Origin of the sequence: Gluconacetobacter azotocaptans, assembly GCF_014174355.1 — a bacterium.
Classification (GTDB): Bacteria; Pseudomonadota; Alphaproteobacteria; order Acetobacterales; family Acetobacteraceae; genus Gluconacetobacter; species Gluconacetobacter azotocaptans.
In genome coordinates, this window is sequence record NZ_JABEQF010000018.1 from 12,471 (window position 1) to 27,506 (window position 15,036).

Below are 15,036 nucleotides of genomic sequence, written 5' to 3' on the forward strand. Positions count from 1 at the left end.
GCGGCTGCTCCGCTCGACGGTCAGGCGGCTGAAGGCATCGTTAAAAATCGTTTGATCGCTTCGGCTGCCCTTCTCGATGACTGCGTACCGGACATGCAGAATGTTTCCTTGAACGCCTTCGCCTGGAGATCGGCAAATCTGCCGGAGTCTGCCGAAGCACGTTCCAGTGCGCCCGGCAGGTCAGAGACCTTGTTGATCACTTCACCAAGTGACCAATGCGCATAACTGGGGTTGCCTTGCCAGGATGCGTTGTGTGAGTTGATAAAAATACAAGGCCGCGGGTTATATATCCATTCATAGACTTGGCTGCTGACGTCACCCAGATAAATATCGGCAGCGCGGGTGTACGACATATCGGTCGACATCGTGCTGCCGGTATCAATGCGGATATGGGGCAGGTCAGTGAAACGGCGCGGTATCGCCTTTCGAAGCCTCATGCGTCGATGTTCAAGCGATGCGTGTAGTCGCCTTTGAAACAACATGACATGGGGCGCAAAAATAAGGTTGAAGGTGTCTTGCTGCGAAAAGTAATCAAGCACCTCCTCTCCCATCTTCCCCCATGACGACAATAATGGATCAAAATGAGGGTTGTACAATACAGTTGGACGATCATTGTCAAAAATACGCGGAACCTGATCAAACGCTATGGTATCAAATTTAGGATATCCAATAACCGCATGATTATCCGACGTGATCAATTCGCCGCGCAACATCCGGTCACGCACCTTGTTGCCGGGCAACAAGACAAAATCGAACAAACGTGTGACGGCGCGGAATCCCACTGACCGGTCGCCCGCCCCGTGAGGCAGGTAAATCAACTTCAGGTTATTCAATGCATACCGGCGTTTAAGCAGCGTGGATGTCGTTTCCGGAACCACCAGCGCGTCGAGGCTGGCAAAGACCGGCACATTCTGGCGCAGGATCGCCAGCCGCCGAAACGGAATGACGCCGAGGGCGATGGCGTTCACCACCTCCACCAATCTGGACGTCGTCAGCCGAACAAAATGCACAGGCATGTCGCTCGGAATGAGATGCCGTACTCTTTTTTCCTGCTCTGGACTGGACGTGAAAACGGACACGTCGACACCGGCCGCAACCAATTCGGCTATGATCGGCGCTGTATGGGAAATTTGATGCAAAGCATCATGATTGAACAGAAAACCGACCTTCATTTCCGCAGAATATCCCGAATTATATTCGCACCACGTCGCGCCGCGCCTGGGGATCGATCCCCTAGTGATTTGCCTGCCATCTCCTCCTGCCGCGCGCGATAGAGAGCATGTCGCGTTATGGAATTCTGGAGCGCGGCCATGAGATCACCGGGATTTTCCACAACATCGCCTAAATGCCAATGTTGGAAATCAGGGTTGTTTCGCCAGTCGACCCTATGCGCGTTCAGGAACACGCAAGGCTTGGGTGTTACGAGAAATTCGTAAACCTGACTACTGACGTCACCGACATAAATATCGGCTGCGGCCGTATAAGTCATGTCAACACAACGATCGGATCCCGTGTCTATTAAAATCGTGGAGTTGCTGCGTGCATTCCACCGATCTCGAACCGCCTGCCTGCGACGACGAAACATTTTCGTATGTGGCGCGACAATCAGATTAAATTCGGATTGACCGGCAAATTGTCGAAGCATGGGTTCGATGAATCGCGGCCATGACGACAGGCCTCGCGCCTTATGGGCGTTATAGAGCACGGTGGGACGCGTCGTGGAAAAAAGGGGGCCGTAAACATGCGACAATGCCGCACAGGTCTCCAGCTTAACCGAGCCGATCACCATGTGATTATCAGCTCTTACCAGGCCGGCATCGAGCATTCGCTGAGCCGATTTCTGGCCCGGCAGCAAAATATAATCGAATTCCTTGGCTTCTTTGGTAAACCCGCGAGCACGATCCCCGCAGCCATGCGGGATATAGATAAGTTTCGGACGGGATATGCCCAGCCGTCTTGCCGAGGCCACTGTATCCTCGACCGTCACGATCGCGTCGTATTGGTCGAGTATTGCCGCGTTGTCGCGCAGGACCATGTTTTTGAACATGCCAAGAGTACGGATCGACTGCATCGCGGCCGTCGGCACAGACCGGCGGAGGCGGCGATATTCCATTTCCGGTCCGTCAACGGCTCGACGAATGCGCTCAAGCTGATAGGGCGTCTCGGGGTCGTTGTAAAAGCTTGTAACATTTACGCCGCATTTCGCCAACTCCAGGGCAATTGCCGCGGCATGATAGCACTGATATGATTCAGCTATGTACAGGAATGCAATCTCCGCCATACCCCAATCCATAAGCCAAAAGCGTATAATGAGCAAGAACCGTTGATATCCTCAGCGAGTAAACAGGGCTCACTTCGGCGGGCTCTGGCTAATGTCTCTTGGCTTTTGGCAGGTAAAGGCGTCGGTGCAATACTAAGCCTTGTCTATTTGGGATTGGCAGTACGTGTACTGAAGAGCGAAGGATTTGGTGAATTCACTCTCGTTTTCGGCACTGCGCAGGCTATCGCTGCGATCGTTAGCTTCCAGACCTGGCAGATCGTCGTTCGCTATGGTGTGCATCACGTCTTGACGGAGGAAGAAGGCCCGCTGGCGCGTCTGGTTGGCTTTTGTATCGGACTCGACCTCGCCGGTGCCGTCGCGGGATGCTTTATCGCATGGGGCGGCGTAACACTCTTGAAGCCCCTCCTCGGATGGTCGAATAGCCTGTCTCACGCAGCGCTGGCATTCTGCTTCGTCATGTTGCTTTCTATTCGATCTACCGCAGTCGGTCTGTTGCGATTGCGCGATCGCTTCGGTCTTGGCGCGATGGCGGACGCGGTAACGCCGATCATGCGCTTCCTCGGCGCGCTGGCCGCGGTCTTATGGGATCGTACGGTTACGGGTTTTCTTCTTGCCTGGGCGATCGCGGACATCGTCACCTCGATTGTCTACTGGGTTTGCGCCATAAAAGTTATGCCGCGATCTTTCGTCGTTGCAGATCTTCGAAAAAGCTGGTCCGCAGCAAGCGAGAATCCGGGTATCTGGCGCTTCGCCTGGCTGACCAATCTTAATTCGGCTGTCGGTACCGGTTGCAACAATATGATCGTATTGTTGATTGGCATCGCCACGGGCGCTGCCGATGCCGGGCATTATCGTTTGGCGTACCAGCTCAGTCAGGCACTCGTTCGTGTTTCCGAAATGTTTGCGCGTGCTGTCTTGCCGGAGTTCGCGCGATCCCATGCCGGCCAGGATTTAGACAGTATAAAAAGGCTGCTGCGTCGATCGACCGGGTTGGCAATAGGCGCCACGCTGGTCATCGTTCTGTCCTTGTTTGCGTTTGGCCGGTTCACATTGCAACTCGTGGCCGGACGGGACTTCATGGGGGCTTTTCCGCTTTTGCTCGTTCTTGGCATCGCCGCATCTCTGGATTTAATTGGCGTCAACTTCGAACCGGCACTTGTCGCGACGGGGCATGCCGGCCGGGCGTTTCAGGTTCGCTGCGTCCGTACGCTGGCGCTGTTCGGCATGCTCGCACTGTTGATGCCGCATTTCGGCACCATGGGCGTCGCATTCGGTATACTGGTTTCATCACTGTTCGGTCTTGTGCTGCTGGCCATAACGGCCTGGAGGGCCGTGACCCGCGCGGGTAATGCGCCAGTTACCGAGATCGTTTGAGATGCCGCCTGCCCTAAGACCGGCGTGACGGGGTCGGCGATGAAACTGCGTCAGGATCACGCGGCGCCGGCTTTTCCATGGCTTGCCCCGCAGGGTCCAAACGCCACTCTTGTGCCCTCGCCCATAGCCATCCCGCCATGATGAAGAACCGCACCATGACGCGGGCACCGGATCGTGGCACGATCGGGATATGCCCTCCGACCTCGCGGAAAACCAGATCGCCATCCGGCGCGCCATCCTGCATCTATGCGGCCAGATGGGGTGGTCGTCCCTGAACGAACTGCCGCTGCCAGACGGACGGCGGGCGGACATCATGGCGCTGCGCCCGGACAACGGATTCGTCTGCATCGAGATCAAGTCCGGTCCCCGGGATTTCCTGACCGATTCCAAATGGCACCGTTATCGCAACTGGTGCGACCAGTTCTTCTTCGCCGTGGACCGGGATTTTCCGCTCGCCCTTCTGCCCGACAGCGCGGGCCTGATGGTCGTCGCCACGGATATGCGGCCCGCCGGCTACACGATCATCGCCGAATCGGCCATCACGCGGGATGCGCCCACATTTCCCCTGGCCTCCGCCCGGCGGCGAAAGCTGACCCATCTGTTCGCGACGCAGGCCGCCGAACGGCTGGGCCGACTGGACGACCCGGCGATCACGGCATCCCTGCGCGCCGCCCGGCGTATCGAATAGACCGGCCACCCGCGCCTGTGCGCCCCATCGCATGACACGGGGCACAATGTACGCCATCACCCACCGACAGTGCCCGCCATCCAGAAAGGCCCCCCCGATGTCAGACGCCATCCTGTGCCGGTTCGAAGCCGCCCGTTCCATCGTACGGGACGCCGCCGACCTCGCCATGTCCATGCGTCCCGCCTCGGGCGGGCCATCGGGCACCCAGAAAAGCGCGCAGGACTGGCTGACCGAGGCCGACGGCGCGGTAGAGGCCCTGATTTCCACCCGGATCGGCGCCCTGTTCCCCGAGGACGGCTTCCAGGGCGAGGAAGAAGGACGAACCCGCACGGGCCGCCTGCGCTGGGTCGTGGACCCGATCGACGGCACGTCGAACTTCGCGCGCGGCCGCAACCGCTGGTGCGTATCGCTGGGTCTTCTGGAAGACGATCTGCCGGTCGCCGGCATTATCCAGGCCCCGGCCCTGAACGAGACCTACACGGCCGTGCGCGGTCGGGGCGCGTTCCTCAACGGCCGGCCGATCCACGCCTCGCCGGTCGACGACACGCGCTCGGCGATGATCGAGATGGGCTGGAGCAGCCGCGTCCCCGCCGGCGTATTCGAAGACAAGGTGGCGACGATGCTGCGGCTGGGCGCGATGCCCCGATCCGGCGGATCGGGCGCACTGGCGCTGGCCGATGTGGCATGCGGCCGTCTGGACGGATATCTGGAAATGGTCATCAATATCTGGGACGTCGCGGCGGCCCTGGTCATCCTGGACGAGGCCGGGGCCAGGACCTCGCCGTTCGTGCGCGACGGCGGGCTGGAACGCGGCATCACCATCCTTGCCGCCGCGCCCCGAATCGCGGACGATCTGGCCGCGGCGCTCGACGTCCCTCTGGGCTGACCCACGGCCATTGTTACGACACAAAATTTCATCAACACTCCCGGTCTGAAATCCATGCATGGATTTCAGACCGGGATACGAGAGACAGCCGCCCGGAGCTTTTGTGAGATCCGTGCCGCTGTCCCAGGCCAGGAGATAAGGGAGCATGCTTTTGCAAGACGGCCGATTCCGGTTGAAGCCGGCACTGCTGGCGGCAACCCTGCTGCTACCGGCGGCACCGGCCCTTGCCGCCGGTGAAAAGCAGCAGGCGCTGGTGGACCGCGCGACCCTGACCGTGCGCGACATGTTTTCCGGCGCGCGGTCGGACAGCAAGATCTCCCAGTACATGACGCGGGCCCGCGCAGTGATGGTCTGCCCGTCGATCTTCCGCATGTCGATCGGCTTTGGCGGGTCCGGCGGAGGATGCGTCCTGCTGTCGCGCGATGCGCGCGGATCGTGGTCCGATCCGGCATTCTTCAGCCTCAGTTCTGCCAATGTCGGTATCCAGCTGGGCATGCAGGATTCCCAGGTCATGTTCTTCGTCATGACCGATCGCGGCCTGCAGGCGCTGCTCGACAACCAGTTCCAGCTCGGCGCCAACGCGGCGGCGTCGTTCGCGACCATGGGGTCGGGCATCGAAAGCGGCACGACCGGCCAGCGCAACACCGACATCATGGCCCTCCAGAAATCCAAGGGCCTTTTCGCCGGCGCAGCACTTGGCGGATCGAAACTGTCGGTCAACAGCGGCGCCAACCGGTCCTATTACAACCAGATCGTCGGGCCGGAAGACATCGTGATCTCGATGCGGGTCAATAACCCCGGCGCCGACCCGCTGCGCAGCGCCCTGACCGAAGTGCAGGCCCGGGCGACGGCGTCCGGTCCCGCCAACAGCGCGCCCGCCGCACCGGCCTACGCGCAGCCCGGCTATCAGGACGGCGAACCCGCGCAGGTCCCCCCCTCGCCCGCCTCGGGCGCCATCAGCAGCCAGCCGCTCGCTCCGCCGCGTTAAGGCCCTACCCGAACAATATCCCGAACGGGATCGCCGCCATGATCCAAGCCGTGAGAATATTCCGCTTGGATCATGACGAGCCCGTTCTGGCGCGCTGTCCGATCAGGTGAAGGGGCCTGATCGGGTGACGCTCCATCATGCCACCCGGCGGCCGCCCACCTTACAATAAAGATGCTTGTCCCCCCCGCCCGAGCCACCCAGGCGGGCCGGAATGGCGCACGATCATCGCCCTGCAACGCATCTGCAATGAAACTTGCGCGATGTGCTCACGTTGGGGCGGCAACAGGGCACGTTCGGATTGGACCGATCCGATCGCACGCGATTTGGGTCGCATGCCCGGCGTCCATGACGCCCTTACTCTGCAAATGTGGGTTCAATCGCTCCGCCTTTCCAGACGCGATGTGACGGCCGGTCAATTCCGGCAGCCAACGCAGTCAGTATGCGTGAATTTTCATTCCGAACCGCGAAGGGAATCCGATCTCATGGCACGACAGGCATTCCATACACTGGATGGGTTGCGCGGCCTGGCCGCGATTGCGGTCGTTCTGATCCATATGGGAATGATCTTTCCGCTGGCCTGGTACCCCGCCGGGGCCTATCTCGCGGTGGACCTGTTTTTCGGTCTCAGCGGTTTTGTAATGGCCGAGGCCTATTCAGCGCGGCTGGACGCCGGGATGCCGGTGTCCGACTTCATGCGAAAGCGCGTGCTGCGCCTGTGGCCGCTTTATGCGCTGGGCCTGACGATCGGCGCCGCCACGACGGCGTCGCGAGTGCTCATCCATTATTCGCCGCCCTCGGCCCTCACGCCTTATCCCCTGGCGTTGCTGTACATCCCGTGGAGCGGCCCGAAAGGCGAACTTTATCCGCTCAACCTACCAGCCTGGTCGCTTTTCTACGAACTGGCGGTCAACATGGCCATGGCGGTCGGCTGGCGCAGGCTGACCAATCGGGCGCTCCTTGTCCTGGTGGCCCTCTCTGCCCTGGGCCTGATCGCCTCGGCCTTCGCCATCGGCTCCCTGAACGGCGGGTTGTCGTGGAGGGGCGCGCCGATCGCCGTGTCCCGCGTCACCTTCTCGTTCTTTCTGGGTATCCTGTTGTGGCGCGTCAGGCTGCGATCATTGAAGATCGCCGCGCCGATACCGCTGATCATCCTGGCGATCGGCCTGACGATCGACACGACCCTGCTTCCGCGCACCGTCATCGACCTGCTGGAGGTATTCCTGCTTTTTCCATCGATCATCCTGCTCGGCGCGTCGACGCAGCCCACCGAAGGCAGCGTGGCCCTGTTCGGTGGCGTGGGGGGCATATCCTACGCCCTCTACGCGGTGCACGAGCCGTTGCTCCAACTGACCAGTTCCTTCATCCACAACGTCCTGCACGTTCCGGTACAGGCGGTGCCGCACTGGGCGTGCATGATCTTGCTGGCCGGGCTGATCCTGCTCGCCTGGGTTCTGAACGATCTGGACGTGACGCTGCGCGGGTATCTCGATCGCTTCATCAGATGGATGACGCGACGCCCGGCCCAGATCCTGCGCTCGGTACCCGATCAGCCGTGATCACGGCGTCCGGTGGCCCCGATAGGCGCCGACATTGCGATTGTGCTCCTCCAGACTGGATGCGAACAGATGGCCGCCCGCGCCGTTCGCAACGAAATACAGCGCATTGCCGGATGCGGGATGAGCCACCGCCTCCAGCGCCGCCTGCCCCGGCGCGCAGATGGGACCCGCGGGCAGGCCCGGCAGCGTGTAGGTGTTGTAGGGGCTCGGGGTGTCCAGATCCATTCGCGTCAGCGCATGGCCCAGCGGCCCCGCCCCCTGGTTGAGTCCGTAGACCACCGTCGGATCGGATTGCAGGCGCATGCCCTGTTTCAGCCGGTTGATGAAGACCCGTGCCACCATCGGCCGTTCGGACGGGATGGCGGTTTCGTGCTCCACCATCGACGCCAGGATCAGCAGCGCACGCCGGTCGGGAATTTCGGGCACAGGGTCACGCCCGCGCCAGACCGTATCCAGCGCCGTCGCCATCGCCGCCTGCATCCGCGACAGCAGCACCGCACGCGGCGTGCCCCATTCGTAATCGTAGGTCTGCGGCAGGATAGCGCCTTCCGGCGGCACGGCGATGGATCCGGTCAGAACCGGCGCGCGCTCGATGATGTCGGCAACCTGCATCGCCGACAGCCCTTCGGGCACCGTGATGCGATGCAGGACGGGCCGGCCGTGGCGCAGGACGAACAGGGTATCACGGATCGACGCATGGGCAGGGAATTCCAGTTCCGCCGCATGCAGAACCCCGTCCTTGCGCGTCAGGCGGACCGCCATGCGGAAGACCAGGGCCACGACGTCCCCACCCTCCAGCACCCGTGCGTGCTGAAGGGTGGAAATGGTGCTGCCCAGGCCCCCACGCGGCACGACCACCGCACGGGCCACCGGTAACGGGCCGGAGGTGCGATACAGCCACCATCCCCAACCCGCCAGGCCACCGGCAACGAGGCCCAGCAGCATCAGCAGGGCCGCAAGCCATTTCAGTATCCTGCCCATCTAGCGGACCATCAGCCAAGGCAAGGCCGATGGCCGGTCAGACGCGGCGCAGGATGATGCTGGCGTTGGTTCCGCCGAAGCCGAAGCTGTTCGACAGGGCGATGTCGATCTTGCGGCGCTGGGCCTCATGCGCCACGCGGTCGATCGCACTGTCGCGGGACGGGTTGTCCAGGTTCAGCGTCGGCGGCGCGACATTGTCGCGGATGGCGAGGATCGAGAAGATCGCCTCCACTGCGCCGGCCGCGCCCAGAAGATGCCCGATGGCGGATTTGGTCGACGACATGGCTACCTTGCCCGCGGCATCGCCGAACAGGCGCTCCACGGCTTCCAGTTCCAGATCGTCCGCCATGGTCGAGGTGCCGTGGGCGTTGACGTAGCCGATGTCGGCGACGTCGATGCCGGCGCTGCGAACCGCCGCCTGCATCGCCCGATAGGCGCCCTCGTGCCCCTCGGCGGGGGCGGTGATGTGATAGGCGTCGCCGGACATGCCGTAGCCGACGACTTCGCCATAGATCTTGGCGCCGCGCGCCTTGGCGTGCTCGTATTCCTCGAGCACGACGATCCCGGCCCCCTCGCCCATGACGAAGCCGTCACGGTCGCGGTCCCAGGGACGGGACGCCTTTTCGGGGGTATCGTTGAAGGCCGTGGACAGCGCGCGTGCCGAACTGAAGCCGGCAATGCCCAGCGCACAGACCGCGGCCTCGGCGCCGCCGGCAACCATCACGTCGGCATCGCCCAGCATGATCAGGCGCGAGGCATCGCCGATCGCATGCACGCCAGTGGCGCAGGCGGTCACGACCGAATGGTTCGGCCCCTTGAAACCGTATTTGATCGAAACGTGACCCGAAACCAGGTTGATCAGCGCCGACGGAATGAAAAACGGCGACAGGCGGCGCGCACGCCCCTCATGCACCGTGATCGAGGCGTCGTAGATCGTCTGCAGGCCACCGATGCCCGAGCCGATCATGACGCCGGTCCGGCAACGCTCTTCCTCGGTCTGCGGCTTCCATCCGGAATCCTCGACCGCTTCGGTCGCCGCCACCATGCCAAGATGGATGAAGCGATCCATCTTCTTCTGGTCCTTGACCGGCACCCAGTCGGACAGGGTCAGGCCGCCGGTACCTGTCGGTCCGGCGGGAACCTCACCCGCGACATGGGCGGGCAGGTCTGACGGATCGAACGAGGAAATCCGGCCGAAGCCGTTTTCCCCGGCCACGAGACGCGACCAATTATGTTCGAGCCCCAGCCCGAGCGGGCTGACAATGCCCATACCGGTGACAACAACGCGTCGACGTTCCGACGCCACTCCGGCAGACTGTATCAACCCGCTCCGCTCCCTGATCACGAAAACCGTTTTTCCGGCAAAACCGACTTCAGGCGGCTTTCTGCTTCTCGATGTAGTCGATCGCGTCCTTCACGGTGGCGATCTTCTCGGCCGCATCTTCCGGGATCTCGACGCTGAACGCCTCTTCGAACGCCATCACCAGTTCGACCGTGTCCAGGCTGTCCGCCCCCAGATCGTCGATGAAGGAGGCTTCCGGAGTGACCTTGCTTTCCTCGACACCGAGGTGTTCGACCACGATCTTCTTAACCTTGTCGGCGATTTCGCTCATCTGTCTTCGCTTCCTGTGTGCCCCAAAGAAACGGGCGGTTCGAAATTCATTCGTCCTGTCTGACGTCCCGCAAACCGGAACCGGCGGAACACGTCCAGCCCGCTTCGGACGAAGCAGCGGGCGATTAGCATGGTTTTCAGGTCATCGCCAAGGCAGGGATCGCATTTCCGGCATAATCCCTTGCCCCGGCCACGGACGAATCCGGAAAAATCGCACCGTTTTCCGCCATATCCCGGCCGGCGTCCAGCGGATTCGGTGCAGCCGTGCCTCAGGGCATCGCCATCCCGCCATTGACGTTCAGGGTCGTGCCGGTGATCCACCCCGCCTCGTCGGATACCAGATAGGTCACGGCGGCGGCGATGTCATCGGGCTGGCCCATCCGCCCCAGCGGAATGCCGCCCAGCAGCTTTTCGCGCTGAGCCTCGGCCAGGACGTCGGTCATGGCCGTCTGAATGAAGCCCGGCGCCACGACATTGACCGTTACCCCGCGCGAGCCCGCTTCCTGCGCCAGGGACTTGCTCATGCCGATCATGCCGGCCTTGGCGGCGGAATAATTGGCCTGCCCGGCGTTGCCGGTAATGCCAACGATCGACGCGATGCTGACGATCCGGCCCGAACGGCGGCGCAGCATGCCCTTCAGGGCGGCGCGGCACAGGCGGAAGGGGGCCGCCAGATCGACCTCCATCACACGGTTCCAGTCGTCGTCCTTCATGCGGATCGCCAGCCCGTCGCGCGTCAGCCCGGCATTGTTGACCAGAATATCCAGCGGGGCGCCGGCCGCGGCCTCGGCCGCGGCGACCAGCGCGTCGGCGGCGGCCGGGTCCGACAGGTCGGCCGGGCACACATGCACCCGCGCCCCGTCCGGCGCGATCTGCGCCGCCAGGCCGTCCAGCACCGCCTGGCGCGTGCCGGACAGGACCACGGTCGCCCCCTGCCCATGCAGGGTCCGCGCGATCGCGGCACCGATTCCCCCCGACGCGCCGGTCACCAGCGCGATCTTGCCATCCAACCTGAACATCTGTCCGTCCTTGCTCGTCATCACTTCTGTCACAGCGCGGCCAGGAACGCCTCGATATCGGCAGGCGTGCCGACCGAGCGCGTCGCGACAGCACCGTCGATCCGCCGGACCAGCCCGGACAGGACCTTGCCGGCGCCCAACTCGACGAAGCTGTCGACCCCCATGGCCGCCATCGCCTCCACGCTTTCGCGCCAGCGCACGGTACCGGTGACCTGCCGCACCAGCAGGTCGCGAATCGCCTGCGGGTCGGTCACCTTGGCGGCGGATACATTCGCCACCACCGGCACCACCGGCACAGCCACATCGGCCCGGTCCAGCGCCTCGGCCATCGCATCGGCGGCGGGCGCCATCAGCGAACAGTGAAACGGCGCCGACACCGGCAGCAGGACCGCACGCTTCACGCCCCGCCCCTTGGCGATGCCGACCGCGCGTTCCACCGCCGCGATCCGCCCGGAAATCACGACCTGGCCGCCCCCATTGTCGTTGGCGACCTCGATCGTCTCGGTCACATCCGCCTGGCCCTCGACCCGCAGGGTCGCGGCCTCGGCGCAGATCTCGCGCGCCTGGTCCAGATCGACGCCGATCAGCGCCGCCATGCCGCCCACACCGGGCGGGACCGCCTTCTGCATCGCCTCGCCCCGCACGCGCAGCAGGCGCGCGGTCTGGGCGACACCCAGCGCCCCCGCCGCCGCCAGGGCGGAATATTCGCCCAGCGAATGCCCGGCGACCAGCGCCGCCGTCCGCTTCAACTCGAGGCCGCCTTCCTTTTCCAGCACCCGCAGCACCGCCAGCGACACCGCCATCAGGGCGGGCTGCGTGTTCTCGGTCCGCGTCAACTCGTCCATCGGGCCGTCGAACATCAGCGCCGACAGGCGCTGGCCCAGCGCGTCGTCGACTTCCTCGAAGACTTCGCGCGCAGGGGCGAAGGCTTCGGCGAGTTCACGTCCCATCCCGACGGACTGGCTTCCCTGGCCGGGGAATATGAAGGCGTGAACAGGCATGGCGTCCTCGTGATCCGGATATGTTTTCTTCTGGACAGGGGACATGGCGGCAGGAGCCCGGACCTGTCAATCGCCGGCGGCACCCGGCCGGCGCGACAGCCGGCGCCGCGCCAGCAGCAGCACATCCCACGGTACGGCCGGGACCTCGCGCAGGCGCCAGAACCAGCGGCGCGACCAGCGGCGCGCGGCAGGCACGCGCGCCGGCGGCACCCGTGCCACCTGCCACCCCGCCAGCCGCATCAGGATCAGGCAGCGCGGCAGATGGTAGGCGCTGCTGGCCACCGCGACGCAACCACGATACCCGCACCCCCGCAACAGCGCCGAACAGGCCAGGACCGACTCCAACGTGTCCAGCGCCGTGTCCTCGATCATGATCGCCGCGTCGGGAATGCCGGCCTCGCGCAGCAGCCGGGCCATGATCGCGGCCTCGGCGGGCCGTCCGTCCGGACTGCCGCCGGTCGGCACGAACACGGCCGACGGCATCGACCGCGCGTAGGCAAGTGCGGCCTCGACCCGCCGGCGCAGGGTGGCGGTCGGCGTGCCGTCGGGGCGAACGCGCGCCCCGAAGATCACGATCGCTCGGACCTCGGGCGAGGGCGGGCCGGACATCACGCCGGCGCGCGCAGCAATACCCGGTTCAGCCCGGCCAACGTGTCGAACATCCTGCGCCAGACCGTCGCGAACCGTTCGGCGGATACGCCCCGCCCGTCCAGGATCGCCGCCAGATCGCCCACCGTCCGTTCACCGTCGATCAGCGGCAGCAGGCCGCGTGTCTGCGGGGGAACGGGCACTGCGACCGACAGCGTGCCGAACGCGAAGGGCAACCGGTCGTCGGGCTGGATCTGCCGCGCCAGTTCGACACCCGGAATTTCCCGCATGACGGGGACCGAGCACGGGTCCATCGGATCGGCGAACGACACGTCGTCGGTCGCCCGGCGCACATAAGCCACATGCGTCGCCATGTTGCCGGCCAGGGCCTCGGCCACCGCCGCGCGCTCGCGCTGGGGCAGATGAGCGATACGCGCCCGCAGCCTGGGGTCGGGCAGCAGCAGCGCGGGGTCGTAGCGCATCGGCTCCATCAGGCAGGTCGCGCGCAATCCGGCGCCGTCCAGCAGCGCGAACAGGCCCGGCACGTCATAAGCCCGGTCGCGCGGGTTCAGCAGCAGGTCGTACAACCCCGCGTCGCCGCCCGTCAGATGGTCCCCGAAATTGCCGTTCTGCCGCAGCCACGCGGTCTGCGGCAGATGGCGCATCACCCGCCGGGCCACGTCCAGCCGTGCGGGCGGCGGTTCGTCATACGGGGCCAGCCGGGCCAGCGCCTCCTGCAGCATGTAGACGCCGGTACGGCCGTACGGCGCATAGACCATCAGGCCCATTCCCCCGCCGGGGGCCAGCACCCCCACCAGGCCCGCCAGCGCCGCGTCGGGATCGGGCAGATGGTGCAGCACGCCGCAGCAATCGATGTAATCGAACGGCCCGGGGGCAAGGCCGGGCAGATCGTCCAGCGCCCCCTGCACGAAACGCATGTTGTCCAGCCCGCGCGCCGCCGCGCGCGACCGGGCGATAGCCAGCGCCCGGGCCGAACGGTCCAGGCAGACGACGTCGCCGGGCCGGCCCGCGCGGGACAGATGGGTCGCCAGCATGATGGCGCCGTCGCCGGTGCCGCACCCAGCCACCAGCGCGCGCAGGGGCTGCGACCGCGGACGGGTGGCGCCGAACACCCAATAGTCGATTTCCCGCAGGTGGCTGGGGCTGCCGATCAGCAGCCGCCGGGCCTCGTCCGCCGGATCGCGCCCGGGATAGGGATAATGCTCGTACTGGGCGGCCAGCCCGGCATCGCGGCTGTCGTGTTCGGCCGTCATGCCGTCCCCGCCCCGCCGGCCATCAGCGCGGCAGCAGCTTGCCGCGCTGCCAGGCCTCGGCGGCCTCGTCCGCGCTCATGCCCTCGCACCGCATGGCGTAATCCAGCGCACTGACCACCTTGTTGCCCAGGGTCAGTTCGTCCAGTTCGTCCAGCAGGTCGGAATCCAGTTCGTCCCGCGCCGCCCGCCGCAGCAGCATCCGGGCCTGCTGGTCGTTGCCCTGCGCGGCCCGAGGGTCGTCCAGCAGGCGCAGCCGCCCGCCATGATGCAGGAAATGCGGCTGCCACAGCGGCAGGATGGCGGCCTCGTCGGCCTCGATGGCGCGGACGGCGTGCTGGAACGCCTCCTCGTCCGGGCGGGCCTCGATCGTGAAGCCGCATTCGGTCAGCCCATACATCGCCACGCAGTGCCGCACCCGTTCCAGCACCGAGGCCGGGGTCACGATGTTGCGGCCGACGCCGCCGTCGTCGCCCGACAGGTCGGCGATCGAGGTGATGTGCCCGGCGGCCCCGGTCGGCAGCGCCCAGCCGAAGGACGGCTTGTACAGCAGGCCGAAGGCCTCCATCCCCAGGGCCGGGGCGTCCCAGTCGGCATCGACGTCCGACAGCCAGGCCGACACGAACAGGTCGATGTCGCCGGCCGCCATCCGGGCGGACAGTTCCGCCCGGTTTCCGGTGACGTAATCGACCTCCAGCTCGTAGGCTTCCAGCACACGCACCACCGCCGCCGCCGCGGCTTCGTGCAGGATGGAATCCGGATGGCCCAGCGTCACCGTCGTCATATCACTC

General features: G+C 64.7%; 15 protein-coding genes. 5 read left to right on the forward strand and 10 right to left on the reverse strand.

The genetic code is table 11. From position 1 onward, the window contains the following. Positions 1-20 precede the first annotated feature (20 nt). Positions 21-1,172, reverse strand: coding sequence for a hypothetical protein (locus tag HLH34_RS16580; protein ID WP_183120680.1), 1,152 nt, complete (start codon positions 1,170-1,172; stop codon positions 21-23). Beyond that, entirely contained in the window at positions 1,169-2,281 is a 1,113-nt protein-coding gene (locus HLH34_RS16585; protein WP_183120681.1) for a CDP-glycerol glycerophosphotransferase family protein, read from the reverse strand. Before HLH34_RS16585 ends, HLH34_RS16580 begins: the two co-directional genes overlap by 4 nt. 42 nt (positions 2,282-2,323) lie before the next feature. Here HLH34_RS16585 and HLH34_RS16590 point away from each other — a divergent pair, with 42 nt between their 5' ends. The 5 genes from HLH34_RS16590 (at position 2,324) to HLH34_RS16610 (ending at position 7,773) form a co-directional block, all read left to right on the forward strand. Further along, a complete protein-coding gene (locus HLH34_RS16590) occupies positions 2,324-3,655 on the forward strand; it encodes a lipopolysaccharide biosynthesis protein (protein WP_220792226.1) in 1,332 nt (443 codons plus the stop codon). A gap of 190 nt (positions 3,656-3,845) precedes the next feature. Next, the gene (locus tag HLH34_RS16595) at positions 3,846-4,343 is read left to right on the forward strand and encodes an MmcB family DNA repair protein (protein ID WP_183120682.1); all 498 of its coding nucleotides are present in this window, start codon (positions 3,846-3,848) and stop codon (positions 4,341-4,343) included. A 97-nt stretch (positions 4,344-4,440) separates the two neighbouring features. Continuing rightward, positions 4,441-5,229, forward strand: coding sequence for an inositol monophosphatase family protein (locus HLH34_RS16600; protein ID WP_183120683.1), 789 nt, complete (start codon positions 4,441-4,443; stop codon positions 5,227-5,229). A gap of 145 nt (positions 5,230-5,374) precedes the next feature. Continuing rightward, positions 5,375-6,217 (forward strand): lipid-binding SYLF domain-containing protein, encoded by an 843-nt coding sequence (locus tag HLH34_RS16605; protein WP_183120684.1) that lies wholly within the window; start codon positions 5,375-5,377, stop codon positions 6,215-6,217. Between the two features lie 482 nt (positions 6,218-6,699). Then, positions 6,700-7,773 (forward strand): acyltransferase family protein, encoded by a 1,074-nt coding sequence (locus tag HLH34_RS16610; protein ID WP_183120685.1) that lies wholly within the window; start codon positions 6,700-6,702, stop codon positions 7,771-7,773. Here HLH34_RS16610 and mltG read toward each other — a convergent pair whose 3' ends face one another. The 8 genes from mltG to HLH34_RS16650 all read right to left on the reverse strand — a co-directional run bounded on the left by mltG (position 7,774) and on the right by HLH34_RS16650 (position 15,029). Further along, positions 7,774-8,754 carry an endolytic transglycosylase MltG gene (gene mltG, locus HLH34_RS16615; RefSeq protein WP_183120686.1) on the reverse strand — a complete coding sequence of 327 codons (981 nt, stop codon included), beginning with the start codon at positions 8,752-8,754 and terminating at the stop codon, positions 7,774-7,776. A 37-nt stretch (positions 8,755-8,791) separates the two neighbouring features. Continuing rightward, a complete protein-coding gene (fabF, locus tag HLH34_RS16620; RefSeq protein WP_183120687.1) occupies positions 8,792-10,078 on the reverse strand; it encodes a beta-ketoacyl-ACP synthase II in 1,287 nt (428 codons plus the stop codon). Positions 10,079-10,127: 49 nt separating this feature from the next. After that, positions 10,128-10,367, reverse strand: coding sequence for an acyl carrier protein (locus tag HLH34_RS16625; protein WP_012227163.1), 240 nt, complete (start codon positions 10,365-10,367; stop codon positions 10,128-10,130). A 268-nt stretch (positions 10,368-10,635) separates the two neighbouring features. Continuing rightward, entirely contained in the window at positions 10,636-11,385 is a 750-nt protein-coding gene (gene fabG, locus HLH34_RS16630; protein ID WP_183120688.1) for a 3-oxoacyl-[acyl-carrier-protein] reductase, read from the reverse strand. Between the two features lie 29 nt (positions 11,386-11,414). Next, positions 11,415-12,386, reverse strand: a complete 972-nt coding sequence (fabD, locus tag HLH34_RS16635; protein WP_183120689.1) for an ACP S-malonyltransferase — start codon at positions 12,384-12,386, stop codon at positions 11,415-11,417. A gap of 66 nt (positions 12,387-12,452) precedes the next feature. Beyond that, positions 12,453-12,995 carry a YdcF family protein gene (locus HLH34_RS16640; protein WP_183120690.1) on the reverse strand — a complete coding sequence of 181 codons (543 nt, stop codon included), beginning with the start codon at positions 12,993-12,995 and terminating at the stop codon, positions 12,453-12,455. After that, positions 12,995-14,248, reverse strand: a complete 1,254-nt coding sequence (locus HLH34_RS16645) for a class I SAM-dependent methyltransferase (protein ID WP_183120691.1) — start codon at positions 14,246-14,248, stop codon at positions 12,995-12,997. Before HLH34_RS16645 ends, HLH34_RS16640 begins: the two co-directional genes overlap by 1 nt. 22 nt (positions 14,249-14,270) lie before the next feature. After that, positions 14,271-15,029: a glycine betaine ABC transporter substrate-binding protein gene (locus HLH34_RS16650; RefSeq protein WP_183120692.1), complete on the reverse strand. Its 759-nt coding sequence runs from the start codon at positions 15,027-15,029 to the stop codon at positions 14,271-14,273. Between the last annotated feature and the right edge of the window lie 7 nt (positions 15,030-15,036).